General features: G+C 42.5%; 20 protein-coding genes. 15 read left to right on the top strand and 5 right to left on the bottom strand.

Annotation, left to right across the window (positions count from 1 at the left end):
- The first annotated feature begins 393 nt into the window (after positions 1-393).
- From AK825_RS07475 to bfr (AK825_RS07465), 3 genes are all read left to right on the top strand, one after another.
- Positions 394-585 (top strand): (2Fe-2S)-binding protein, encoded by a 192-nt coding sequence (locus tag AK825_RS07475; RefSeq protein WP_068035918.1) that lies wholly within the window; start codon positions 394-396, stop codon positions 583-585.
- Between the two features lie 407 nt (positions 586-992).
- The gene (bfr, locus tag AK825_RS07470) at positions 993-1,481 is read left to right on the top strand and encodes a bacterioferritin (RefSeq protein ID WP_068035916.1); all 489 of its coding nucleotides are present in this window, start codon (positions 993-995) and stop codon (positions 1,479-1,481) included.
- A 72-nt stretch (positions 1,482-1,553) separates the two neighbouring features.
- Positions 1,554-2,036 (top strand): bacterioferritin, encoded by a 483-nt coding sequence (bfr, locus tag AK825_RS07465; protein WP_068035914.1) that lies wholly within the window; start codon positions 1,554-1,556, stop codon positions 2,034-2,036.
- 177 nt (positions 2,037-2,213) lie between these two features.
- Here the strand turns inward: bfr (AK825_RS07465) and AK825_RS07460 are convergent, their stop codons facing one another.
- Positions 2,214-3,590: a DHA2 family efflux MFS transporter permease subunit gene (locus AK825_RS07460; protein WP_068035912.1), complete on the bottom strand. Its 1,377-nt coding sequence runs from the start codon at positions 3,588-3,590 to the stop codon at positions 2,214-2,216.
- Positions 3,591-3,933: 343 nt separating this feature from the next.
- Between AK825_RS07460 and yghU the strand changes: the two genes are divergently transcribed.
- The 3 genes from yghU to AK825_RS07445 all read left to right on the top strand — a co-directional run bounded on the left by yghU (position 3,934) and on the right by AK825_RS07445 (position 8,556).
- Entirely contained in the window at positions 3,934-4,788 is an 855-nt protein-coding gene (gene yghU / locus AK825_RS07455) for a glutathione-dependent disulfide-bond oxidoreductase (RefSeq protein ID WP_068035910.1), read from the top strand.
- Between the two features lie 290 nt (positions 4,789-5,078).
- Positions 5,079-6,299: a DUF1176 domain-containing protein gene (locus AK825_RS07450; RefSeq protein ID WP_068035909.1), complete on the top strand. Its 1,221-nt coding sequence runs from the start codon at positions 5,079-5,081 to the stop codon at positions 6,297-6,299.
- A 577-nt stretch (positions 6,300-6,876) separates the two neighbouring features.
- A complete protein-coding gene (locus AK825_RS07445; protein WP_068035907.1) occupies positions 6,877-8,556 on the top strand; it encodes a DEAD/DEAH box helicase in 1,680 nt (559 codons plus the stop codon).
- 142 nt (positions 8,557-8,698) lie between these two features.
- Here the strand turns inward: AK825_RS07445 and AK825_RS07440 are convergent, their stop codons facing one another.
- Positions 8,699-10,543 carry a sigma-54-dependent Fis family transcriptional regulator gene (locus tag AK825_RS07440; protein WP_082787201.1) on the bottom strand — a complete coding sequence of 615 codons (1,845 nt, stop codon included), beginning with the start codon at positions 10,541-10,543 and terminating at the stop codon, positions 8,699-8,701.
- Between the two features lie 445 nt (positions 10,544-10,988).
- Here AK825_RS07440 and AK825_RS07435 point away from each other — a divergent pair, with 445 nt between their 5' ends.
- From AK825_RS07435 to uvrA, 8 genes are all read left to right on the top strand, one after another.
- Positions 10,989-11,288, top strand: coding sequence for a phenol hydroxylase subunit (locus AK825_RS07435; RefSeq protein ID WP_068035903.1), 300 nt, complete (start codon positions 10,989-10,991; stop codon positions 11,286-11,288).
- Positions 11,289-11,358: 70 nt separating this feature from the next.
- Positions 11,359-12,369, top strand: coding sequence for an aromatic/alkene monooxygenase hydroxylase subunit beta (locus AK825_RS07430; protein ID WP_068035901.1), 1,011 nt, complete (start codon positions 11,359-11,361; stop codon positions 12,367-12,369).
- A gap of 47 nt (positions 12,370-12,416) precedes the next feature.
- The gene (locus tag AK825_RS07425) at positions 12,417-12,686 is read left to right on the top strand and encodes an MmoB/DmpM family protein (protein ID WP_068035900.1); all 270 of its coding nucleotides are present in this window, start codon (positions 12,417-12,419) and stop codon (positions 12,684-12,686) included.
- Between the two features lie 59 nt (positions 12,687-12,745).
- Entirely contained in the window at positions 12,746-14,263 is a 1,518-nt protein-coding gene (locus AK825_RS07420) for an aromatic/alkene/methane monooxygenase hydroxylase/oxygenase subunit alpha (RefSeq protein ID WP_068035897.1), read from the top strand.
- A 32-nt stretch (positions 14,264-14,295) separates the two neighbouring features.
- Entirely contained in the window at positions 14,296-14,658 is a 363-nt protein-coding gene (locus AK825_RS07415) for a phenol hydroxylase subunit P4 (RefSeq protein ID WP_068035895.1), read from the top strand.
- A 72-nt stretch (positions 14,659-14,730) separates the two neighbouring features.
- Positions 14,731-15,789 (top strand): 2Fe-2S iron-sulfur cluster binding domain-containing protein, encoded by a 1,059-nt coding sequence (locus tag AK825_RS07410; protein ID WP_068035893.1) that lies wholly within the window; start codon positions 14,731-14,733, stop codon positions 15,787-15,789.
- Positions 15,790-16,009: 220 nt separating this feature from the next.
- A complete protein-coding gene (locus AK825_RS07405) occupies positions 16,010-17,254 on the top strand; it encodes a DUF819 family protein (RefSeq protein ID WP_068035891.1) in 1,245 nt (414 codons plus the stop codon).
- Between the two features lie 272 nt (positions 17,255-17,526).
- Positions 17,527-20,097: an excinuclease ABC subunit UvrA gene (uvrA, locus tag AK825_RS07400; protein ID WP_068035889.1), complete on the top strand. Its 2,571-nt coding sequence runs from the start codon at positions 17,527-17,529 to the stop codon at positions 20,095-20,097.
- 54 nt (positions 20,098-20,151) lie between these two features.
- On the opposite strand, the gene AK825_RS07395 is transcribed toward uvrA, so the two are convergent.
- From AK825_RS07395 to AK825_RS07385, 3 genes are all read right to left on the bottom strand, one after another.
- A complete protein-coding gene (locus AK825_RS07395) occupies positions 20,152-20,892 on the bottom strand; it encodes a peptidase (protein ID WP_068035887.1) in 741 nt (246 codons plus the stop codon).
- Between the two features lie 40 nt (positions 20,893-20,932).
- Positions 20,933-21,718 carry a transglutaminase family protein gene (locus tag AK825_RS07390; RefSeq protein ID WP_068035885.1) on the bottom strand — a complete coding sequence of 262 codons (786 nt, stop codon included), beginning with the start codon at positions 21,716-21,718 and terminating at the stop codon, positions 20,933-20,935.
- 84 nt (positions 21,719-21,802) lie between these two features.
- Complete coding sequence (locus AK825_RS07385; protein ID WP_082787200.1) at positions 21,803-24,148, bottom strand: circularly permuted type 2 ATP-grasp protein; 2,346 nt, start codon at positions 24,146-24,148, stop codon at positions 21,803-21,805.
- Positions 24,149-24,445: 297 nt separating this feature from the next.
- On the opposite strand from AK825_RS07385, the gene rhuM reads away from it, so the two are divergent.
- On the top strand, positions 24,446-25,453 hold the full coding sequence (gene rhuM, locus AK825_RS07380) for a RhuM family protein (RefSeq protein ID WP_264753618.1): 1,008 nt from the start codon (positions 24,446-24,448) through the stop codon (positions 25,451-25,453).
- Positions 25,454-25,493: the final 40 nt, after the last annotated feature.

Genomic DNA, 25,493 nt, shown 5'->3' with positions numbered 1-25,493 from the left:
TAATTGTCCTATTGAGCCACTGTCGAACATCTGCTATTCGTTCACATATCTACACAAATACAATATAATAAGTAGACAATAAAAAACATTATAACAACTGAAATCAATAATAACACAATAAATACATCAAGTTATATAAAAATATTCTTTATTCATCCGTTTGTCGCCATTTTAACACCGTTTATCACAAATATATGCATATTTACGGATATATAAATATATTCTTTTATATTATGATCTTTGCGAACTTGTTTTTTTGTATTAAAAATAGATAGGTTAATATCTTTAAGTTAAGCACATAAGACTGACAATTATTGCAACAATCATTGTAAATGGTAATAGTTATCGTTATTATAAAGAGTATCAACCAGTTATAAAGATAGGAGCAACTAAATGTACGTATGTATCTGTAACGATGTAAAAGAGAAGCAAATTCAAGCAGCTATTGCTTCAGGAATCGATACCCTTGAGGGTTTGAAAGATTCCCTTGATGTTGCTACTTGTTGTGGATGCTGTGAACCTATGGTCAATGACTATCTAAACGAGCATCATGCTAAGCTTGAATTACTGGCTTATGCAGTTTAAATAGTGCAATTGTCATGCCATAAATGAATATAGCATGTGTTAGGTTAGTGATAGTTATATTGAAGAAATCTCGCATTTATACAATATAAGAGGTACATGAATGGTGATTTTTCCATGATTTGTAGTAGTTTCTATGATGAATAGCAACCTTTTTACTCAACTTTCTTTCCTTAGCTAATAATCAAATAACTCTATTTAATTATTATTCTCAACTGGCATCTTATTCTTAGTTCACAACGTTACAAGTCACGTTTTGCGTGTATGCTACTATATCTGTAAGACATTGTCAGAAGCCCCTTAAATATAAATATTACTAAGTAGTTCAAAAAAACTATCATTATTGTGTTAAAAGTGTGGGTTTAAGGTAAGTAAAAAGCTATATAAGTTTAAAAATAGGAGCAGATGTTATGATAGGCAGCCAAAAAGTTATTGATTATTTAAATTTTTTATTAGGCGGTGAGTTGGCCGCTCGTGACCAATATTTTATTCATTCAGAGATGTATGCTGAATGGCATTATGGCAAGCTGTATGAACGTATTCATCATGAGATGGAAGATGAAACTCTGCATGCACAAGCGATTATCCGCCGTATTTTAATGCTGAGCGGGACACCGAAAATGTCTGTTGATGATATCCACATCGGTAAGACAGTGCCAGAAATGCTGCAGTTTGATCTTGATTTAGAGTATCAAGTTCAAGAGCATCTCAAAAATGGTATCGCTATGTGTGAAGAAGAGCGTGATTACGTCACTCGCGATATGCTGGTCGAGCAACTCAAGGATACTGAGGAAGATCATGCGCATTGGCTAGAGCAGCAGTTACGTCTTATCGATATGATTAGTCTACCAAATTACCTCCAGAGTCAAATGGCCGAAGTATCACCCAATCTTGCCTAATTATAATAAAACTGATAGTTAGTCAACATCGAAAATTGGTTCTATAAGAGATATACAAGGGAGAGAGAGATTATGAAAGGTGATAAAGAGGTTATTCGTTCATTAAACAAGGTGCTTGGTCAATCACTTATCGCGATCAATCAGTATTTCTTGCATGCTCGTGTAGCACGTCATTGGGGGCTTGAAGCGCTAAACGATGCATTTTATAAGCAGTCAATTGCTGAGATGAAGTGGTCGGATGATTTGATTGCACGAATTTTGTTGTTAGGTGGATTACCAAATCTACAAGATTTGGGCAAAATCCTTATTGGCGAAGACGTACCAGAGATTATTGACTGTAATCTACGTTTAGAAAAGCAAAAATTTGACATCATTACTGATGCTATTGCATTATGCGAGACGCATCGCGATTACGTGTCACGCCAGTTATTAGTAACGCTCAAAGATGGTAACGAAGAATACGAGGATTGGCTCGAGACCCAAGAAGACTTAATTAAAGCGGTTGGTGTGCAAAACTATATCCAGTCACAAATGGATGACGATGCAACACCTTAGAACGCTATAGGGTCAGAAAATGCATTAAAACAAACTTGTCTTCAAATTAATAAACTAGATGTATTCGATTGTGCCAATTTAATCAAACTTGCCAGCATATTTTTTATAAAGTATGTTGGCTTTTTTGTGTTTAGGATTATCACGTTTTGATCTGACTCTGCTGTAACGAATCTATTCTTAATATAAGCCTCGACCATCTTCAAATTTGAGTCGTAAAAAATACAACCCCGAAAGTATCGTTAGAATCCCTAGCACCCAGTAAGTCGTCTGAAATGCCATCAAGATATCAAGCTCTAACCGCTCTCTTAATAAATTGAGAACTGCTGCACCAAAGGCAATGCCAAAACTGATTGCCAATTGCTGGTTTACTGCCATGAGGCTATTGCCGCTACTAGTCTGCGCACCCTGTAAATCACCAATCGTAATAGTATTCATGGCACTAAATTGCATTGAATTACTTGCACCCATTAGTGTCAAAACCGGTATAAACCATGGCCACTGTGATGAGTCGCTGAACTGCGCCAAGATGATAATTAGCGTGCCCATTAAGAAGGTATTGTAAACCAATACAGTACGGTAGCTATAACGCTGAATGATTTTACTAACCCATGGCTTGATACCTATCGCACCAACTGCGATAGGTGCAAGTAACCAGCCTGCCTGTGAAGGAGAGTATTCAAACACTACTTGTAGCAGCAGAGGTAGCAAAAATGGTACAGCGCTAATACCGAGGCGCGTAAACAAGTTGCCAGTAATACCAATACGAAAGGTGCGGATGCTAAACAAGCTCAAAGGAAATATCGGTGACTCTTTACGTTTCGCATGCCAAATATAGGCACCTATCAGTAGGGTTGAGACTAGAGCCATCAGTAAACCATAGAGCCCACGATCGGCTTGTGATCCAAACTCGACAGCAAGTGTAAACCCGCATGCTGCTGCAGCAAATAATAAGAAACCTGTCCAATCTAGACGTTTGGTATCTTCAAAGAGTGCAGGTACAAGCTTTTTGGCTAATACAAAGCCGACCATACCCATAGGAATGTTAATCAAAAATATCCAATGCCAGCTAGCGTATTGTACTATGTAACCACCCAATAGTGGTCCGACTAAGGGCGCCACTAACGCGGGTATGACGGCAAAGTTCATTACCGTCAATAACTTATTACGTGGATAGGATTTGACTAAAATTAAGCGAGCAACCGGGGTCATCATTGCACCGCCGATACCTTGTACAATTCGAGATCCAATCAAAACGTCTAAAGTAGGCGAGGCCGCACACAATAGCGAGCCGATACAAAAAATGATAATGGCCGATAAGAATATTCGACGCGTCCCATATTTGTCCGCTAAGAAGCCACTGATAGGGATAAAGATAGCTAGAGTAAGCGCATAACTGATGACGGCCCATTGCATTTTTAGAGGCGATTCACCCAGCGCTTGGGCCATTTGCGGCAATGAAGTATTCAAGATGGTAGCGTCTAAGATTTGCATGAATAACGCTACTGCCAGTACATACGGTAGGTATTTCTCTTGCGTCGGGGTCAGCGTTACCATGTCAATCTCATTAGATATCCCAGTATAAAATAAGCAAAATGATTTGTTTGCAACCAGTTCGCTATGCAAGCCGAGTAGTATAAGAAAGAGCAGATGATAATAAAAGTGACTCAAGGTAACGGTTTATCATTAGCTAACTCATAAAACCTAATGACTATAAGCGTGTAAATAGTGCCGTTTAAAGCAAGATGTTGCTTACAAGAGAGAGCTTTAATATAGAGGCTAGTTCCCGCTATAGTAAAGCTTCACTAGCTACTTAAGCAAAAAATATAAGTAAGCAACGTTAGTAAAAGTATGATAATGCTATAAATATGAGTCGATAAATACAAACTAAGGATATGTTATGAGTCATGATAATAATAAATCTAGCAATCATTCTAATAAGCAAAACGATACATATGTACCGCCAAAAGTTTGGGTGCAGGATAAAGACAACGGTGGTAAGTTTGCTAGCACTAATCGCCCGACAGCAGGCGTGCGTCATGAACAAAAACTACCAGTGGGCGATGCACCGTTCCAGCTGTACTCATTAAATACGCCAAATGGTGTCAAAGTAAATATAATCTTAGAAGAGTTGGCTGAGCTTAATATAAAGGGTGCCGAGTATGATGCCTATAAGATTGATATCTCTGCAGGTGATCAGTTTGGCTCTGACTTTGTCGCTATGAATCCTAACTCTAAAATACCAGCCTTGGTTGATTATTCTAGTAACGATGCTGGCGAGCCTATCGCTATTTTTGAGTCTGGGGCTATCTTGATGTACTTAGCCGAAAAGTTTGGCAAATTTGTGCCAATGGAACAAGGAGCAGCGCGGGCAGAATGTCTTTCTTGGGTAATGTGGCAAATGGGTAGTGCGCCTTTCTTAGGTGGCGGCTTTGGACATTTTTATGCTTATGCTCCCGAACCAATGGAGTACCCAATCAACCGTTATACGATGGAGACCAAACGTCAGCTTGACGTACTTGATAGCCATTTAAAAAACCGAGTATATATGTGCGGCAATGACGAAAAAGATTACAACATAGCAGACATGCTTATTTGGTCTTGGTACGGCCAGCTTGTATTAGGCAAACTCTATGATGCTGCTGAGTTTTTACAAGTCGATAGCTATCCACATGTGCAACGTTGGGCAAAATTAATTGTTGAACGCCCTGCAGTGAAAAGGGCTATCGACTTACCATTACAACCAATTTCTTGAATTCATGGCAATTTTTTAACGTGTATTTTATTTGATTAGAATTTTCTTAATAGCTTTTTGCGATAGCTATTTATAATAAAAGTTGAAAGGCTGTTTAGCATTGCGCTAAGCAGCCATTTTTATGGAGATCATTCAAACTAAATGTCATAGCCGTTTGAAAGTTGTTTGCTTGTTTATTTACATAATGATACATTAGTACAACAGACAGAAACGTCGGTGGGTTAAGATGACGAGTCGCTGTAGTCATTAGGATTCAGTGTTTATATTTCCTCTATTGATGAGTGAGAGTTATGAAAGGTTTACATAATGAGCCTAGGCAGTCATCTATGTCTGCGGGCAATAGTAGTGCTAAGTTTAATAACAACAACAATAAACTGGCTTGGATGCTTGATATTTCTCGTGATAAAGCGCTAAACAGCACATCTTTAAAAAGTATTTTTGCTAAAAATAAAATAGTATTGTCGGCATTCGTAGCCGCTAGCGCCATCGCAATAAGTCCAATAAGTAGCGCCACTGAACTAACTCATCAGGATTGGCAAGTGGCGTGTGACAATACGCGCACTTGTCGGCTGGCAGGCTACCAAGCTGAAAACAACAGCGATTTCCCTGTTTCTGTATTATTAGTTCGTCGTGCTGGCAGTGATGCCAACGTAGTTGGGAAAATCAAACTTGGCGGTGCTAAAGAGAGCTCTACGAAAGCCTTGCTACAGCTGGGTAGTCGTCATCGTATGTCACTGTTTATTGATGATAAAGACTTGGGGGAAACCAAGCCATTCTCAACGGTAGCTGGCGATGCGGACTTAACTTCGACACAGGTTGCAGCTCTGCTTGAAGCATTGACCAAGTCTAGTAAGATTGAGCTTGTAATGCGTAATTCGCGCTGGGAGTTGTCTGACAAAGGTGCAACGGCTGTCATGCTAAAAGCAGATGAAGCACAAGGGCGAGTGGGAACATCAAGTGCCTTCATTAGCGCCGATGGTGCTAGCAAATCTAATAGCAGCGTATTAGCACCTAAAGCCGCACCGCAGCTTCGCTTAGTCGTGCCAAATGCAAAAGCCACCTCAAGCAGTAAGAAAAAATTTAGCATGAAAACATCACAGCTGTCAGCGTTGATGAAAGATACGATACCAGACGTGAATACTGATTGCCCAAATTTGATGGATAAGTCTTCTTGGCGTATCAACCGTTTGAATGGATCACAGCTGCTAGTACAGCATAACTGCTGGATGGGTGCCTACAATGCAGGAACTGGGATGTGGGTAATAAACGATACCAAACCTTATAATCCGGTGTTGGTGACTACCGAGGCGACTAACTATGATAGTGGTAAAATAAGTTCAGTTCAAAAAGGACGCGGTATTGGTGACTGTTTATACAAAACTGACTGGATATGGACAGGTAAAAGTTTTGTAAAAAGCCATGAAAGTAGCACAGGAATGTGTCGCATGATTGAAATAGGCGGTGCATGGCAGCTACCAACCTATGTATCTGAAGTAAATAAATCACAATAGTTTAATTTTATAGGTTCAAAGCCTTATAGGTTCAAAAACTTATTTTTGACCTACAGATACCGTTCTTTTGATAAAAAATTAAAAAATAAGTACTGATAGCGGATTCATTATGCTATACTGCGTCGCCACGTTAGCTTAGACTTTCGTGAATTATGAGATTGATAACATCGCCTGCGATTTTGGGTCTAGGATTGACCGTAAGTAATTGTTGCCGATGATTTTGTGTACTTAAATAACATTTAATAGAAAGATCAGTTATTTTTGACTCATATCTTATCTACTGAATCATAAATATGGTTTAGATTGGTTGTTATTCGCCTTTATCTGCTTTGGACAAAGCAATGATAATGCGCTGATATCAAACAAGGATAAGACACTCGGCACTACCACCAAAATACGTCAGACAGCACGAACGCATTTATTGTAGAGGCTCTAAGTTTTAATGACTTGGCTTCTGATTATCGACACTTTTATGTGGTCCGGTAATTCTTTAATAAAGGCAGCGTGGTGAACGGTTATCAGTGGTATGCATCAAGCTTGCTGAATTTACAGCAACTTATACTTACCAAGGATTCTCATGACTGATATCTTATCTGCAATCGCCGCTGAAAACGGCATCATCGAAAACACTGATACCCCAAATATTGATAATAACAATCAAGCGGCTACTACTGACGCGACTGATGAAGATCAAGTAACCTTTACTGACCTTAATATTGCCAAGCCGATTTTGACCGCGCTTGATCGCAGTGGTTATACCAACCCAACACCTATTCAAGCACAAGCCATTCCTTTTGCTCTAGCAGGTCGCGACTTATTATTGTCAGCGCAAACTGGTAGTGGTAAAACAGCGGCATTCGTTATTCCAGTACTTGATCGTTTAAGCCGTGCGACTAGCTTTGACAAATTAACTAAAGCCCTTATCCTAACGCCAACGCGTGAACTTGCTCAGCAAGTACATGACAGCGTCCGTACGTACTCTAAAGACATGCGCGGCTTATTCTGTGTGCCATTAGTAGGCGGTGCACCGTACAATGGTCAGATCACTGCTTTGAAAAAAGGCGTTCAAGTAATTGTTGCGACTCCTGGTCGTTTACTTGACCATATCAATGCTGGTCGCGTTGATTTATCAAGCCTTGAAGTATTAGTACTTGATGAAGCTGACCGTATGCTAGACATGGGTTTTGCTGATGATATCAACGATATCTTAAAAGCTGCTCCTGACAATCGCCAAACCATCATGTGTTCAGCGACTTGGGATGGCCCAGTAGGTAAAATTGCTGCTAGCTTCACTAAAAACCCTGAGCGTGTTTCAATCAAAGTTGAATCAGCTCATATCGAAGAAAACGTGTATTACTGTGATGATTTTGATCACAAAAATCGTTTGCTTGATAAAATCGTTTGCCAGCCTGAAATGGAACAAATCATTATCTTTGCGGCAACCAAACGTAGCACTGAAAAATTAGCCAAATCTCTACAAGAGCAAGGCCATAAAGCCAGCTTCTTACATGGTGACTTGCCACAAAGCAAACGTAACCGTATCGTTCAAGACTTACGTAATGGTAAATGTAAAATCTTAGTAGCAACTGACGTTGCTGCTCGTGGTCTTGACGTGCCAGCCCTATCACACGTGATCAACTACGACTTACCACGTCAAACAGAAGATTACGTGCATCGTATCGGTCGTTGTGGTCGTGCCGGTCGTACGGGTGTTGCTATCAGCTTATGTAGCATGGATGATCGTCCACAGCTAAACGCTATCAACCGTTATTTAGATCGTAAAATGGAAGTATCAGTTATCGAAGGCATGGAGCCTAAGAAAACTTATGTTCCTAGCGAAAACAAAGGTAATGGTCGTGGCCGTGGTCGCGGACGCTCTAACGGCGGCGGTGGTCAAGGCCAAGGTCGTGGTCGTTCAGGTGGTGGCTATGCTGGTAAGTCTAGCGGTGGTGGTCAAGGCCGTGGTCGCTCAAGCGATAGCGCACCGACTGGTCAACGCGCAAGCAATGACAGCGGTTATCAAGGTAAGCCACGTGATTCATCTGGTAAGCCAAATGAGCGTTCAGGTGGCAAGCCATATCAAGGTAAACGTACTGGTGGTCCTAGCCGTGGTGATAGCACTGGTGTTCCACGCGGTGAGCGTGCAGCAACTGGTCGCGGTCGTCCAAGTGGCAGCCAAGGTCGCCCAGCAGGTCGTTCTGATAGCCGTGGTCAAGGTCGTCCGAACAGTGGCAACCGTGGTAACACTTCATCATAAGAGTGCGTTTAGCTGCTATAGCAACTCTACTGGGTTTGATTTAACAGCGTAAAACAACGTTATTTATAGAATATCAAAAAGCCAGATACTCGTTATCTGGCTTTTTTGTGTTCGTCTGGTTTTACTTATTTATAATATTATATTAAGGCGTCCTATTATCACTAGACTTGCTGAGTCGGTAGTCAAGTTTGGCACGGCTAATATTCAGCAAGCGGGCGGCTTTAGATACATTACCCTCGCATTGATTCAAAGCTGCATGAATAAGCTTATCGTTGAAATTTTCTAAATCGAAACCTTCATGGAATAAGGTTTCAAGCGCCTCATTAACCCTGCTGTCATCAGCGAGCTGTAAGCTACCACTATCGGCAGATATTTTGAGTTTTTGTGAGTTTTGTTTATGTCTGTCTTGTATATTAGATAATAATAAATCAGCTGCATCGATTAAGTGGTGATCTTCATTAAGAATGACTGCACGCTCAGTGACGTTTTGGAGCTCACGAACGTTGCCCGGCCATGTGTGTAGATTGAGGTATTCACGCGCCTGATCGGTAAAACCTTGAATGTTCTTGTTGTACATCGCGGCATATTTTTGCAAAAAGAATTTGGCTAATAACAAAATGTCTTGCTTACGCTCGCGTAGGGGCGGGATATGAATGGGAAAAGTACTTAAACGATAATATAAGTCTTGGCGAAACCTACCTTGAGTAACCGCTGTCTGTAAATCTTCATTAGTTGCCACAATCACTCGGACATCAACTGAGATGTTAATATGACTACCTACACGATTGAGCACACCTTCTTGCAACACCCTTAATAAAGCTGCCTGCGCCCGATGAGAAAGCTCAACCACCTCGTCTAAAAATAGTGTCCCTGAACTTGCCACTTCAATCTTACCTTGCCGAGTTTGCACAGCGCCAGTAAATGCGCCTTTTTCAACTCCGAAGAGCTCAGATTCGACGAGATCTGTAGGAATGCTAGCACAGTTTATGGCGATAAATGGGTTTTCATTGCGATCACTGGCTTCGTGGAGCGCTTGGGCAAAAACTTCTTTACCAACGCCAGTTTCTCCTTGTAATAATACCGTCGCTTTAGTCTTAGCTACCTTTCTTGTCAACGCGGTCGCTTTCTTAAAAGAGGGTGACTCACCAATGGCAGAAAAAAAACCTTCAGGCTTTATTCGTGTATTAGGGTTTTGTCTTTTAACTTCATCAAAATTACTTCGACGCTCAAACAACTCAGTGTTTAGACGCTCAGTATTAAAAAACTTTTGCAAATCAGTATCTTCCTCCCATTCTTCTAATGGTCTACCTTCTATACGGCAATGATCAAACCCCATCGCTGCGCATTGCACTTCTTTAAAAGCGATCTGCCGTCCGAAAAAATAGCTGGTATAACCGCTAGCATAACCAAGCGAGCTAAAACATACGGGCGTCTCTGATAGACCATTGAACTTTTTATGATAAGCCACTTCAAATGAGTTATACCAATCAAAGCTTGCAAAAAATTTACCACTATCAAAATCGACAGTCATCTCATCAGGGACGACTTTTACCATGCCACGAATGGTGTGCAATTGTGGTCCAGAGAGGAAGACTTCTTTCCAGCTACCATCTGGGCGTAGTTTTTTACTGATTTCAGCATCTTCCACGCCAGCAAAGTACCCATAACGAAAAAAAAGCCGCTGTGTGATATCAGAGCCAAGCGTCAGGTTCAGCTCTTCGCGCAGACGCCATAATGCATGGGCATGATTGAGTAGCATACGTTGACCACCAAACCATATTTTGCCTGCATGCACATCGAATTCAAGATGGGTTAATAAGTCTTCAATGCTTTTAGAGAAATCCTGTTCTTTTACGCTTTGTTGTTCATTTTTCTCCAACGGCTCAAGTAGAGAATGGCTATGTGACCTATGTGATATAGGCGAGGGGGTGAGAATGTTGGGGTTTTCAGAGGTTTGATAATTATTACTATGAGAGTGCTTTGACATGTCAGACGCAATCCTTGCCAGTGGCTGGGTGATGTCTATCCTTAGACGAATATTCGTTGCTATTTATAATCACACATATACTCAAATCACGCAATTACCTTAATCCAAATATATTGCTTGCTCTGCAATCAGATGCATTACAACCCTGCGTAGTTAGCGAAATGACTTCATTATTTCATGAAAACCAAGAATAAATTTTCAGCAAATGCTGAATTAATGATGATAATAAAAACGTTTTTAAATAGAAAATATCTGAAAATAAAAATTAAATACTTTTAAATTCAGTAACTTAAAAAATAAGAATCGTGGTTGGCATGCAACTTGTAATGTCTAAATTAGCAATGAAAGGTCTTTGAGGTAATTGCTTTCACTGATCATAGTAGTAAGTCACTTTAATAGTAAATCACTTGAACACAATGGCAGGACGCCAAATAAGGAATTTAGGATGAATTCACACACCCCTCAATCAAATCCCCCATCTTTTAATGATCTCCCTAAGTATGTTCGGGTCAGAAGTGCACCGGATGCCAAATTTGTCATGTTTGACTTCGCGATTGGAGATTCAAGTTTGTTCGTTGAACTGGTGCTACCTCCCGCAAGTTTTGCAGCATTTTGTGTCAACAATAATGTCATCACCATGACAGCTGAACAAATGCATTTCAATGATGAAGAGGAGGACAAATGGCGTTATGGCACCAAGTCTACGTTAGTAGGTAATAACCATTCTGAAGCTAGAAGCTCCTAGTCATAATGGCAATAACCATCACCCCAATTACCCGTATGATTCTATTTATATTTATTAAGGATAACTGAATATGTCTTTAGAAATCAAAACCTCCAGCCTTGAACCCATTCGTCATACCTTTGCTAATATCTCTCGGAGATTTGGTGAGAAGCCTGCTACTCGTTATCAAGAAGCGACTTATGACGCTCAGGGGACCACAAACTTTCATTATAAGCCCCTTTGGAATCCTGATAAGACTCTGAATGACAAAACTTACTCTGTCATTCAAATGACGGATTGGTATGACTTAAAAGATCCACGCCAGTTTTACTATGGGGCTTATGTTCAAAACCGTGCCCGCCTGCAAGATACAGCAGAAAGCAATTATAAATTTTTTGAAAAACGCGATCTTTTGAACAATCTAAGTGAAGAAGTGCTAGAAACCGTTACGTTTGGTTTGATACCGCTACGCCACGTTGAGCAAACGGCCAATCTAAACTTTATGTACGGCGCAGCTTATGGTTATGGTACTGCTATTACCCAAGCTTGTTTATATGCAGGTATGGACAGACTAGGTATGGCGCAATATTTATCGCGAATTGGGCTGTTAATCGATGGCAACTCTAGCGATTCATTGCAGCAAGGCAAAGCGTATTGGATGAACGATACGGCGTGGCAAGGTGTTCGTGCGCTTTGTGAGAATACATTAGTGGTAAAAGATTGGTTTGAGCTGTTTATTGCGCAGTCTCTTGTTATGGATACCGTTATTCATGTCGTCCATTATCAGCACTTGGATAATTGGTTAGTCGAGCATAATGGTCGCGATATCGCGATGCTTACTGAGTTTATGCAAGATTGCTTCAAAGACCTGACAGGCTGGAGTAATAGTGTCATCAAAATCATCGTGGCTGAGAGTGAAGATAATAAAGCGCACTGCCAGCAATGGCTGGATAAATGGTTGGATAAAGTATTAGTAGCGTATCAGCCTTTGATTGAGAAGCTGTCCGGTGCAGAGCAAGCGGTAATTGTGGTAGCAGATATTCAAGCCCAATTGGCCAAACGCTGTAAGACCGTAGGGTTAAGTACTGTAACAGCAGCATAAATTTATCTAAATACACTAAGTTATATTTCATCATTTAAGGAACTGTTATGTCAAAAGTATATCTAGCGCTGCAAGACAACGATATGTCACGCTATATCGTCCAAGCAGTAGAAGAAGACAACCCGAAAGTCACTGTCATTTACCAGCCAGCTATGATTCGTATGGAGTGTGAGAACGAGCTTGTTGTTAACCGCGCGACAGTCGAAGAAAAACTTGGTCGTGAGTGGGAGATTCAAGAGCTACAGTTAAGCTTAGTAACATTAGGCGGTAATGTCGAAGAAGAAGAAGACTCGCTGACCTTAAGTTGGCATCAGTAATACCTAAAATCAAAATATTATCAAGGATTGATAATCCCGTATCTAACAAGGAGCAGACCATGACTACTACAAAAAACGCCAAAAAGCTCAACCTAAAAGAGAAATACCGTCTCTTAACCCGTGATCTTGACTGGGACTTTTCATACGAAGACAGAAAAGAAGCTTTTCCTCACGAAGATTTTGAAGGTATAAAAATTACAGACTGGTCAAAATGGGAAGATCCTTTCCGTTTGACGATGGATACTTATTGGAAGTATCAAGCTGAAAAGGAAAAAAAGCTATATGCTATTTTTGATGCTTTTTCTCAAAACAACGGTCAAATGAATATCTCAGATCCTCGCTATTTGAATGCCATCAAGCTATTTTTGACAGCCGTTACGCCACTAGAGTATCAAGCATACCAAGGCTACGCTAACGTTGGTCGTCAGTTTAGTGGTATTGGTGCACGTATCGCCTGTCAAATGCAGTCTATTGATGAGCTACGTCATGTCCAAACTCAGATTCATGCCATGAGCCATTTTAATAAGTACTTTAACGGTTTCCAAGACTGGAGTCATATGCATGACCGTGTCTGGTATCTATCTGTTCCCAAGTCGTTTTTTGAAGATGCGCGCTCAGCAGGGCCTTTTGAGTTTTTACTTGCGATTTCGTTCTCGTTTGAATACGTACTCACTAATTTACTGTTTGTACCTTTTATGTCTGGAGCTGCGCACAACGGCGACATGGCAACGGTGACTTTTGGTTTTAGTGCTCAATCAGATGAAGCACGTCATATGACGCTTGGACTTGAAATCATCAAGTTTTTACTTGAGCAGCACGAAGATAACCTTCCTATCGTGCAAAAGTGGATTGATAAGTGGTTTTGGCGTGGCACGCGTCTACTGTCCATCGTTGGCATGATGATGGATTATATGCTGCCAAACAAAGTTATGTCATGGAAAGAGGCTTGGGAGGTCTACTTTGAAGATGCTGGCGGGGCGTTATTCGATGATTTAGCTCGCTACGGTATCCGCCCACCAAAATATGTCGAAGTGATTGAAAAGGAAAAAGAACACATATCGCATCAGGCTTGGTGGATATTTTATAACTTTGGTCATGCTTCTGGATTCCATACTTGGATCCCAACCGATGAAGAACTTAATTGGCTCAGTGAAAAATATCCAGATACTTTTGACAAGTATTATCGCCCTCGTTGGGAGCTGGCCAAAAAACTTGAAGCAGAAGGCAAACGCTTTTATAGCAAAGGCTTGCCGCAGTTATGTCAGATTTGCCAAGTGCCAATGACCTTTACGGAGATGAATGATGATCCAGGTCAGTTCAGTTATCGCAGTACTGTCTATAACGACGAGCGTTACCACATGTGTTCAGACGGCTGTCAAGATATTTTCAATGATGAACCTGAAAAATACGTACAGGCATGGCTACCCGTACATCAAATCTTGCAAGGCAACTGCGGTGGCCCAGAGCTGGACGATATTCTCACTGAATACTATCGCATGAATATCGGTGCCGACAATATGGATTTTAAAGGTTCTGTTGATGAAGCTAACTGGAAAAAATGGAAAGGTGTGGCTTAATTTAACCAAAAAATATTGATAAGGAGATTTTTATGGCAGTTCAAGCAATCCGCCCTGAGTACACGGGTGACGTTATGGATAAACAAGCCAACTTTGGTGGTAATATTTTAGTCTTTATCGGTTGGGATGAGCATTTGCTGTTCTGTTCTGCCAAGTCTTTTCCATTACCGCCAACCATGACCTTTAAAGATTTCAAGGCTGGTGTTCTGACTGAAGGTTTTGATCAGCATCCTGACTTTGAACATATCAAATGGGATGAGGTGCAATGGAATTTAAATGGAGAGATGGTCACACCGTCGGATGAGCAAACACTAGCAGAGATTGGCTTTGATCATAAGTCATTGTTACGCTTTAAAACACCGGGTTTAAATGGTTGGAGAGGGACTGGTGTATAAATTGGCTTAGGAAAAGTCAATTAACAATAACCCTGATAATGGTTTTTAACAAATACTGCAATGGAGAGCGCTATGTCTTATGAAGTGACTATTGAGCCGACTGGCGATGTTATAGAAGTTGAAGACGGTCAAACATTATTACAGGCCGCTTTGCGACAAGGAGTGTGGTTACCTTTTGCTTGTGGTCATGGCACTTGTGGGACTTGTAAAGTTCAGGTACTTGAGGGTTTTGTTGACCTTGGAGAGGCGTCTACCTTTGCACTCATGGAAGTTGAGCGTGACGAGGGCAAAGTGCTGGCTTGTTGCTGTTATCCTGAATCTGATTTGGTGATTGAGGCCGATATCGATGTCGATCCTGATTTTTTAGGATATCCTGTGCAAGACTATACGGCAACGGTCATTGAGAGGAATTCGTTATCACCTACTATATTGGGCGTTCGCTTGCAGTTGGATGAAGATATACAGTTTCAAGCAGGTCAGTATATCAATCTGGACATCCCTGATGTTGGTACTCGAGCTTTTTCTATTGCTAATCCTCCATCGCAACCGAATGTAATTGAGCTACATGTACGATTGGTACCTGATGGAAAAGGTACATCTTGGCTACATAATGACCTGTCTGTCGGTGATGAAATTTCTTTATCAGGTCCTTATGGTCAGTTTTTTGTCCGAAACAGCGATAACCAAGATGTGATTTTTGTGGCTGGCGGGTCTGGATTATCTAGTCCTGAATCTATGATTTTAGATCTTTTGGAGCAGGGCGATAGGCGGCAGATTTATTTGTTTCAGGGAGCAAGGAATATCCCTGAACTATACCATCGAGAGAAATTTGAACAATTAGCAAAAGATAATGAAAATTTTCACTATATTCCAGCTTTAAGTGCTGAAGATACACTGGGAGAGTGGACGGGGTTCAAAGGCTATGTAAATGATGCGGTTAACCAGCACTTTGATGGTAAGTGCTCAGGGCACAAGGCTTATCTGTGTGGACCACCGCCAATGATAGACTCTACTATTACTACGCTGATGCAAGCACGACTATTCGAACGCGATATTCATATGGAACGCTTTTTGACTGCGGCTGATGGCAGTGAGGAATCAAGTCGCTCCGCTTTGTTCAAAAGAATATAATCGTTACTTACCTGATAGAACTATAGCCTTCTAAAATAGTTTGATGTTTTTTAATGAGCCAGATACTTTTTATCTGGCTTTTTTGCGTTTGCTTACTGGTATATTTAGGTGGATATTAAGGAGTGTTCAGCACACCCTAAATAAATACCAGCTTGCACCTGTTTTTCGCCTTGTCTATACTGACGAACTTTGACTAACTAGCACACTCCGGAGCCTTTTAATGCCCGCCATCTCAAGTTTAGCAATTGATAGTCTGCCATTAGCGTTTGGCATCATCATGGCAATTATCGGCTTAGTATTTTATACCCAAGGGCTGCCTGGTAAATTTTGGCGACGCTTTTATGCCGTATTGCCGGGTATCGTACTATGCTGCTTTATACCGGCGACGCTGAATAGCTTAGGCGTTTTCGCTGATGGTATTGGCTCGCAGATTTATGGTTTTACGGCTACCTACTTGTTGCCAGCAAGTTTGCTATTGATGACCTTGTCGATGGATGTCCCTAAGATACTAGGACTGGGCTGGAAAGCAATTGCTATGTTTTTTGCAGCCAGTATTGCCATTGTTATCAGTGGTCCGATTAGCTTAGGTGTGGCTAAGTGGATATCGCCCAGTATGTTTACCGATGATACCCTGTGGCGCGGATTTTCAGCAGTGGCGGGTAGCTGGATTGGCGGTGCGGCTAACCAGGCAGCAATGAAGGAGCTGTTTGGTGTCAGCGATGACTTATTTGGGATGATGATCTTGGTTGATACGACCAATGCTTCATTATGGCTATTGGCTATCTTGGTCATGGCCAAGCACAGCGATAAGATAGATCGTCTATTAAGGGCTGATAGTAGTAGTATTGATAAAGTCATCGCAGCGGTTGAGAGCTATGAGCGCGATCATGCACGTCCAGCGACACTGAATGACTTAATGGTAATGTTCGGCTTATGCTTTGCCATGGTAGGGGTGGCACACTTTATCGGCGGGCAGATAGCAGGCTTCTTTGCGCCCTATAGTTGGGCGGTACAATACAGCTTTGCCAGCTCATTCTTTTGGATGGTGGTCATTATTACCTTGATAGGTGTCATCTTTTCTTTTACCAAGGTCCGCAGGCTCGACCATGTTGGGGCATCAAAAATCGGTACGGTATTTATCTTTGTATTAATTGCTGCTATCGGTATGCAAATCAATCTAGCCGGCATCGTCTCACAATGGCGTTTATTGCTCATTGGTCTACTATGGATGAGTATTCACGTCGTGATTATTTTTGCGGTCGCTAGACTCATTCGTGCGCCATTTTTCTTTTTAGCAGTCGGCTCCAATGCCAATACTGGCGGCGCGTCCTCAGCACCGATTGTCGCTACGGCATTTCATCCATCGCTTGCGCCAGTTGGGGTGTTCTTGGGTATTCTTGGCTATGCGGTTGGAACCTTTGGCGGCTATATCAGTACGCAGATGATGCGGCTGGTGGTGGGGTGAGAGTGTTTTCCTATTTCGGATATTAGATTACTTATAGAAAACAAGACCCGCCTTTAGGCGGTCTTTTTTTGGCTCATTAATTACCGAGCGCTACTAACAACTGCTGATTGTTTAAGTTATCGTTTTGTCTATCTATGCTATTAATACGTAAGCCTATCCATAGCTATCGATAGGTACGTGTTAACCTTTCTTCAAATAGGTATCTGTCTGTATTTATAGATATCTCACTACGTCTCTTATGAGAAAAACGATTTGCGAGGAATGATAACTTTATGGCTAATTCTAATAAAAATAAAATTTCCGACAGTTTTAACAGTCATGTGCATAATCAGAATCAAATTAAAGTCAGAGGCGCCCGTGTCCATAATTTAAAAAACATCAATGTTGATTTACCGCGTAATGTGCTAGTAGTCTTTACGGGGATATCAGGTTCCGGTAAATCATCCTTAGCCTTTGGCACTTTATTTGCTGAGTCACAACGCCGTTATCTTGATTCTGTGTCGCCTTATGCGCGGCGTTTGATAGATCAAGTTGATGAGCCGGATGTCGATGCGATAGAAGGGTTGCCACCTGCGGTTGCATTACAGCAGCAACGAGGTACGCCGTCCGTACGCTCATCCGTTGGTAGTGTCACGACCGTATCGAACGGCCTGCGTATGCTGTACTCACGAGCTGGCGAGTACCCAGCAGATCAAGAGATACTATACGCCGATGCGTTTTCGCCTAATACGCCAGAAGGGGCGTGCCCAACGTGCTCGGGTATTGGTCGTGTGTTTGAAGTCACCGAAGAGCTGATGGTGCCTGATGCGACTAAGAGCATTCGTGAGCGTGCTATTTCTGCATGGCCGCCAGCTTGGCAAGGTCAAAACCTCAGTCGTATATTGACGACGCTTGGCTACGATATCGACACCCCTTGGAATAAACTACCAAAGAAAACTCGCGACTGGATTTTATTTACCGATGAGACGCCAACGATGCCTGTCTATCCTGAATATAATATTGAGCAAACTCGTGCAGCGATAGAGAACGGTGAAAAGCCAAACTATATGGGCACCTTTACCAGTGCAAAAAACTTCATATTACACTCGTTTGCCAATACCCAAAGCCCGCGCACCAAAAAGCGCGTTTCGCAATTTATGCAAATATCTGAGTGTCCTGAGTGCCATGGGAAGAAGCTAAAAAAAGAGTCTCTATCGGTTAAGTTTGCAGGTCTGGATATTGGTGAGCTATCGCAACTAACTTTAACCGAGCTAGCGCTTAAACTTGAAAAGACGGCTCGCACCAAGGTCGTTAATGAGACACCAAACCGCGAAAAAGCCATTGTTGCTCAGCGTATCGCCAGTGATATTCTCACTCGTGTCGAGGCATTAACGAGACTGGGATTGGGCTACTTATCACTTGAACGTACGACACCGACTTTGTCGCCAGGTGAGCTACAACGCTTGCGTCTGGCGACCCAAATACGCTCGCAGCTGTTTGGCGTGGTATATGTACTTGATGAGCCATCCGCGGGTTTGCATCCTGCTGATACACAGGCGCTATTGAGGGCATTGGATGAACTCATCGCCGCTGGTAATTCAGTGTTTGTCGTTGAACACGATGTCAGTGTCATCCGGCATGCTGATTGGGTAGTAGATGTTGGGCCAAAGGCTGGCACGCATGGTGGTGAGATTGTATACAGCGGTCCTATAGAGGGGTTGCGTAATGTCGCTCACTCACAAACGGCTCAATATCTATTTACTGATACTGATACTGATTTGGGGGATTCAACGACAAATCAGCTATCTACACCGTTACTAAGACAGCCAACAGCGTGGCTAAAGCTGGCTGATGTTGAACGCAATAATATCCAAGGGTTAAGCGTTAAGTTTCCGCTAGGCGTTATGACTAGCGTCACTGGCGTATCTGGCTCGGGTAAATCAAGTCTTGTGAGTCAGGCGTTGGTTGAGCTGGTCAATGAGGCTTTAGGACAAAAAGCGCACGTGGATGCTCCAACGGGCGAAGCGGATCTGCTTGAGCAAGAGTTTGAGACGGTAACGAATGGCAAAATCATTGCTGGCATGGACAAAGTCAGTCGTCTTATTAATATCAATCAAAAAGCCATTGGTCGTACACCGCGCTCAAACCTTGCGACCTATACTGGCCTCTTTGATAATGTCCGTAAATTATTCGCGGCAACTGAGCAGGCAAAAGCGCGCGGTTATGATGCGGGTCGCTTTTCATTTAACACGGTCAAAGGCCGTTGCCCCAATTGTGAAGGTTTAGGTTTTGTCAGCGTTGAGCTGTTGTTCCTGCCTAGTGTCTACGCACCTTGCCAAGTTTGTCATGGTCAACGCTATGATGATGACACGCTTGAAATCACGTATCGAGATAAAAACATCGCTGAAGTGTTAAATTTAACGGTGGAAGCGGCTTATGAGTTCTTTGCCGATGAGGCGTCTATTTTGCGTGCACTAGCTGCATTACTCCAAGTCGGGCTCGGTTATCTGCGTTTGGGTCAGCCGGCGACTGAGCTATCAGGTGGTGAAGCCCAGCGCATTAAGCTAGCAACTGAGCTGCAGCGTACGCAACGAGGCGATACACTCTATATACTGGATGAACCGACCACTGGTCTCCATCCAGCAGACGTATCGATGCTGATGACACAATTAAATGGACTCGTCGATGCAGGTAATACGGTCATTATGGTTGAGCACGATATGCAAGTGGCCAGTAATAGCGACTGGATTATTGATATCGGGCCAGGGGCAGGGGATGAGGGCGGACAGATAGTCGCTCAAGGCACACCTGATGAAGTGGCAAAATCAAAGACCAGCCGAACTGCGCCTTTTTTATTGATGTAGTGAGAGTTTCCAGAGTAACTTCAATCAAATCAAGCTCAACATTGAGAAAGCCCTTTACTCCCAATAATTATCAGGGCAGGCAGGTAATTCAACTAACGTATTACGCAGCGCTTCTAACCACTGGCGACTAATGGTTTTAAAGTATTCGTCGTCTTCCTCGATACGGCGACCTTTTGGTAGCGTGAGACTATCATTTTGGTAAATCACAAAGTCTATTGGCATACCGACAGACAGGTTGGAGTGAATGGTTGAATCAAACGACAGCATTAATGCTTGAGCAGCATGATTAACCCCAGTATCGTATTTCACTGATCGATCAAGGATGGGTTTGCCATATTTGCTTTCACCAAGCTGGAAAAATGGCGTATCTTGAGTGGCTCTAATACAGTTGCCTTCAGGATAAATCATATATAGCTCGGGCGGTTGCCCCTTTATTTGACCACCTAATAAAAACGAGCTGGTAAAAGTGCCGCTACTATTATCATTAGCAACTCTTTGTGCATTGGTCATGACGTTACGCATACACTCACCAACCATTTGCGCGCCGTCAAATAATGAAGAGACAGCATGTAAGCTGTGCTCGGAGCGCAAATTAATATCGCTCTGTAATTTGTTGAATACAGCCTGCGAGGTCGCAAGGCTACCAGCTGTTTGTAGCACCATAAAACGCTCACTCTCAACGCCATATTGATACAGCTTTCTAAAGGTTGATATGTGGTCCACGCCTGCATTGGTACGGGTGTCACTGGCAAAAACCATCCCTTCTTTGAGGCGGATAGCCGCACAATAAGTCATGAGATATTCCTAATAAATATAAATTGAATAAAATCTGCCGCTACGATAAGCGTGTTACTAGTACTTGACTGTATAGATTCTCATAACCGCCACCCATGCGTACACCGCGCACAGGAGCTGCGTCTAAGTAATCGCGACCAATAGCGATATATACATGAGAGCTTGGCTGAAACAGCTGATTTGAGATATCAAAGGTATACCAGTAGCCGTCCAGCCATACCTCAGCCCAAGCATGACTTGCCATGTGGTTCTCAGTATCGTCATACAAATAGCCCGATACATAACGCGCCGGTATGTGCTGATCACGGCAGCAGCCCACAAACACATGGGTATGGTCTTGGCACACGCCAGCGCCGATTGCAAAGGCTTCAGCTGCGGTTGTACCAACATGGGTAGTATCTTTTATATAGGGCATCTTCGTTAAGAGCTCAGCCGCCATCGCTTTTAAACTGTCATGCGTCGGGTTTTTCAGATAAGGCGCTGCAAATGTACGCATTGCCTCTGAGCACTTGGTCAAGGGGCTTTGAACCGTAAAGAGCAGGTAGGGGACGTTATCCATATCCTCTAGTCGCTCAGTATCGGTATTAATCTCAACGATGCCTGATGCCTGCATCTGTAGATTATTATGCGCTTCGTTACGACTAAGCGTGAGCCAGTCGTTGCCAAAGCCGTCCTTTTGACTGGTGGCAACCTTGGGTAGCATGACATCCCACTGATGAATGATTTGATGCGGCAGTTGCATCGGTGTCATACGGATATACTGTACGCTGCGCTGGGCCAGCTCGCCATAATAGTAGTTGGTCTGATGGCTGATTTGAAGTTTCATAACGTCATCCTTTGTTTTATCTACTGTCTTGATTATCTGGACGCTCATTTGCTAATGATAGTGATTAAGCAAAAGCTTGCCGTATCAGACCCCTTGCTGAAGGATAATACTGAACTCTCGGCTGATGAGCTTAAAGTCGCACAGTTGCTTTGACTTAATCATCTGATTGGTCAAGCGTGTAAGTTCACGCCAGCGTGTATTCTCTGGTAATTCACTAATCCAATATTTAAATTCAAGACTGATTTCTGTTGCATCTTCGTCTAACAGTACTGCGCGTTCGAGCCGCTCAAATAAGCGTCCCAATTGCCAAAAACAGGTCACGGTTGGATGCTCTTGTGCCATAGCCGCGTTGCAGGCGTGTAGCTGCAATGTGGCCGCTCGATAAGTGCCTGCACCTGATAGACGTTTGATTAAGTTATACAGCTCTGCAGCATCTTCACCAATAACGCCTTTGGCCTCTTGTACATTGGTTTCGATAGACTGAACCACGTTAGGAATTTTATTTTGTGCCAAGTCCCGTAGCATTTGCGCAGTGATAGCTTTTGATGAATCCTCAGGATCAGCTTCAAAGTCTAGGCAGCTAATTAAATGCTTTAGTTGTGACTTTTTCAGATCGCCCTTGATCAGATGCTTCATGATATTGTCGTAACAATAGAGCCGCTCGCTATATCTACCGAGCCAGATCAGATGATTGGCGGTAGACAGGAGTAATATCATAGGTGCATCATCGAAGCTCTCATATCCAGCTTCGAGCGGCTGCGCAGGATTATAGTAATTTGCATGATAAGCGTTAGCTTGGCTATCGCCTTTAGCTGTTTGATTGGCGTCGTGCTTGGCTGACGATTTCAAATTGCTATCGTCAATGACCCATGTATCCTTAATGCCGCCGCCTTGAGATGAGTTGACGACTAATGAGCCTTCTACCATTGCCACGCGGGTTAAGCCGCCAGGGACAATGTCCACAGAACCGTCGCCATGACTGAGGATAAAGGGGCGCAAATCAATATGACGCGGTGCGATACCGTCGCTTACAGCGGTAGGGTTGGTAGACAGTGAGATAGTCGGCTGAGCGATAAATCCTGCAGGGTTGTCAAGCAGACGCTTACGATAGTCGCTAATTTCTTGCTTGGTGGAGGTCGGTCCAATAAGCATCCCGTAACCACCAGAACCTTGTGTTTCTTTGACGACCAGTTTGTCTAAGTTGCTCAGCACATATTCTAATTCATCAGGTTTGCGGCATTGAAAGGTTTCGATATTAGGCAAGAGAGGCTTCTCGCCTAGGTAAAACTCAATCATATCGGGTACGAACGGGTATAAGCTCTTGTCATCAGCGACGCCAGTGCCTGGGGCATTGACGACCACCACATTGCCTGCGCGGTAGGCACTCATTAGCCCTGACACGCCTAAGATAGAGTCTGAGCGAAATGCTAATGGGTCGATATAAGGGTCGTCGATACGGCGATAAATGATATCAACTTGTACTTTACCGCGAATGCCTTGCATATAGACTTTGCTATCCTCAACCACCAAATCATAACCATGTACTAAGGGCACATTCATCTCATGTGCCAAAAATGCATGCTCATAATAAGCACTATTAAAGCGCCCAGGCGTCAATATGACAATTTGTGGGTCGTATTTGCTCGTTGAGCTGGCAAGACAGGCTTTTAGGCGTTGCGGGTAATCGCTAACGCCTAAAATCGGAGTATGCGCAAACAAATCGGACAGCAGTGTCTCTGATATATTGCGGCTCTCAAGCATATAAGAGACACCAGAGGGCGTGCGTAGGTTGTCCTCCAATACGCAAAATCGGCCGCTCTCATCACGTATAAGGTCAATACCACTGATGTGTGAGTAGATAGGTTTATCTAGCTCAATACCCATCATCCATGGCTCATAGCAACCGCTAGCATAGACATAAGCATCAGGGACGATACCTTCTTTCATGATAGCTTGATCGTGATAAATGTCGTGCAAAAAAGCATTTAAAGCGGTAATACGCTGCTTACAACCAGCTTCAATCTGTTGCCACTCACTTGCAGCAATGATGCGTGGGATAATATCAAATGGGATCATCCGTTCGATGTTTTTGGCATCGCTATAGACGGTGAAAGTAACGCCTTTTCGGTAAAAGATATTTTCTGCTTGCTCATTTAAATGATTGAGACCATCAATACTGATATCATCTAACCAGTCACCAACTGCCTGTGCTACCGGACGGTACTGGTCTTTACTGCTCTTTAATTCATCGAAGCATTTTGGTTTTTCTTTAGACTCCGTTGCTACATCTTTTGTAGTGTTTGCAGAACTGGGCTTGATAGCAAGTTTGCTAGCTGTTGATGCTTGCGTCTGATTTTGGTTTTCAGCATTTCCGTCGTTTTGGTTTTGAGATTGGTTTTGGGCTTGGGACTGAGTCTCTTCTTTATTCATAAATACCTCACGCATCCTTGGTAAAGTTATTGTTATGATAAGTAGACTGGCTATGATAGGCAGACTGGTATGGCAATACGTCCAATATATAGCCTATGTCTTATATTCACTATACCGTGTCTATAAGCCACTGCACAATAAGTGTTTGATATTTTAAGGTTGCCAGAGCTACGATAAGACACAAATATAGAGCTGATTTTTAAAATAAATCTAGTGTTATACATTACAGTTATGCTATCTATATTAGTAAACAAAAGTTCAATACGTATAGTAACTGAAGATTAAAGAAGGAATAGAATGAACATTATCGATACTATGAACACCAACACTTCAACCATAGAGATATATGAGAGTTCGGATGGACAAGCTGAAATCCAAGTGCATCTTGAAAATGAAAGTGTATGGCTTAATCGACAGCAGCTATCATCGCTTTTTGATCGTGATATAAAAACATTAGGTAAGCATATTAATAATGTATTTAAAGAGAGGGAGTTAGATAAAGAAGCAGTTGTCGCAAAATTTGCGACAACTGCTGCAGATGGTAAAACTTATCAGGTTGAGCACTACAATCTTGACGTTATTATCTCAGTTGGCTATCGGGTAAAGTCACAGCGCGGCACCCAGTTTCGCATTTGGGCAACCCAGCGCTTACGCGAATATTTAGTACAAGGTTACACTCTTAATCAACAACGACTTGATAAAAACTCAAGCGAATTACAACAAGCTTTGCGCTTGATTGAAAAAACAGCAAAAAGCCCTGACCTAAATACTGATGAAGGGCGCGGCTTGATTGAGATTATCAGCCGTTATACGCAGACATTTTTATGGCTACAACGCTATGATGAAGGGTTGCTCGATGATCCAGCAGGGCAGGATGGCGGGGTACTGCCTAGTACCGATGACGCTATGGCAAATTTGAACAATCTAAAGTCACAGCTTATAGCAAGGGGAGAGGCGACTGAGCTATTTGCCAAGCCTCGCGGTGACGGTCTGGATAGTGTGCTAGGTAATTTACAGCAAACCGTATTCGGCGAGCCTGCTTATCCGACTATAGAGAGTAAAGCGGCGCACTTATTGTATTTTATGGTCAAGAACCATCCATTTACCGATGGCAATAAACGCAGCGGTGCTTTTTTGTTCGTGGATTTTTTGCATCGTAATAATCGATTGCTCAATGACAAGGGTGACATGGTCATTAACAATACTGGTCTTGCGGCATTAACGTTACTGGTCGCTGAATCTGACCCCAATCAAAAAGAGACGTTGATTAAGCTTATTATGAATATGTTGTCGCTAGAGGGTTAAGAAATGAAGCTTAGCAAAGTAAAACTTAGTTTTTATATCC

The sequence above is a fragment of the Psychrobacter sp. P11G5 genome, from assembly GCF_001593305.1.
Lineage (GTDB): Bacteria > Pseudomonadota > Gammaproteobacteria > Pseudomonadales > Moraxellaceae > Psychrobacter.
The sequence above is the reverse complement of the archived record's forward strand: the minus strand, read 5'-3'. Positions and strand labels throughout refer to the sequence as shown.

What these genes read in the sequence shown, in the direction of transcription:
- AK825_RS07475 (WP_068035918.1), top strand. Translation starts at nt 394, where the DNA reads ATGTACGTATGTATCTGTAACGATGTAAAAGAGAAGCAAATTCAAGCA.
- AK825_RS07420 (WP_068035897.1), top strand. Translation starts at nt 12,746, where the DNA reads ATGACTACTACAAAAAACGCCAAAAAGCTCAACCTAAAAGAGAAATAC.
- AK825_RS07425 (WP_068035900.1), top strand. Translation starts at nt 12,417, where the DNA reads ATGTCAAAAGTATATCTAGCGCTGCAAGACAACGATATGTCACGCTAT.
- AK825_RS07445 (WP_068035907.1), top strand. Translation starts at nt 6,877, where the DNA reads ATGACTGATATCTTATCTGCAATCGCCGCTGAAAACGGCATCATCGAA.
- AK825_RS07430 (WP_068035901.1), top strand. Translation starts at nt 11,359, where the DNA reads ATGTCTTTAGAAATCAAAACCTCCAGCCTTGAACCCATTCGTCATACC.
- AK825_RS07390 (WP_068035885.1), bottom strand. Translation starts at nt 21,718, where the DNA reads ATGAAACTTCAAATCAGCCATCAGACCAACTACTATTATGGCGAGCTG.
- AK825_RS07405 (WP_068035891.1), top strand. Translation starts at nt 16,010, where the DNA reads ATGCCCGCCATCTCAAGTTTAGCAATTGATAGTCTGCCATTAGCGTTT.
- AK825_RS07435 (WP_068035903.1), top strand. Translation starts at nt 10,989, where the DNA reads ATGAATTCACACACCCCTCAATCAAATCCCCCATCTTTTAATGATCTC.
- bfr (WP_068035914.1), top strand. Translation starts at nt 1,554, where the DNA reads ATGAAAGGTGATAAAGAGGTTATTCGTTCATTAAACAAGGTGCTTGGT.
- rhuM (WP_264753618.1), top strand. Translation starts at nt 24,446, where the DNA reads ATGAACATTATCGATACTATGAACACCAACACTTCAACCATAGAGATA.
- AK825_RS07415 (WP_068035895.1), top strand. Translation starts at nt 14,296, where the DNA reads ATGGCAGTTCAAGCAATCCGCCCTGAGTACACGGGTGACGTTATGGAT.
- bfr (WP_068035916.1), top strand. Translation starts at nt 993, where the DNA reads ATGATAGGCAGCCAAAAAGTTATTGATTATTTAAATTTTTTATTAGGC.
- AK825_RS07385 (WP_082787200.1), bottom strand. Translation starts at nt 24,148, where the DNA reads ATGAATAAAGAAGAGACTCAGTCCCAAGCCCAAAACCAATCTCAAAAC.
- AK825_RS07410 (WP_068035893.1), top strand. Translation starts at nt 14,731, where the DNA reads ATGTCTTATGAAGTGACTATTGAGCCGACTGGCGATGTTATAGAAGTT.
- uvrA (WP_068035889.1), top strand. Translation starts at nt 17,527, where the DNA reads ATGGCTAATTCTAATAAAAATAAAATTTCCGACAGTTTTAACAGTCAT.
- AK825_RS07450 (WP_068035909.1), top strand. Translation starts at nt 5,079, where the DNA reads ATGAAAGGTTTACATAATGAGCCTAGGCAGTCATCTATGTCTGCGGGC.
- AK825_RS07395 (WP_068035887.1), bottom strand. Translation starts at nt 20,892, where the DNA reads ATGACTTATTGTGCGGCTATCCGCCTCAAAGAAGGGATGGTTTTTGCC.
- AK825_RS07440 (WP_082787201.1), bottom strand. Translation starts at nt 10,543, where the DNA reads ATGTCAAAGCACTCTCATAGTAATAATTATCAAACCTCTGAAAACCCC.
- yghU (WP_068035910.1), top strand. Translation starts at nt 3,934, where the DNA reads ATGAGTCATGATAATAATAAATCTAGCAATCATTCTAATAAGCAAAAC.
- AK825_RS07460 (WP_068035912.1), bottom strand. Translation starts at nt 3,590, where the DNA reads ATGGTAACGCTGACCCCGACGCAAGAGAAATACCTACCGTATGTACTG.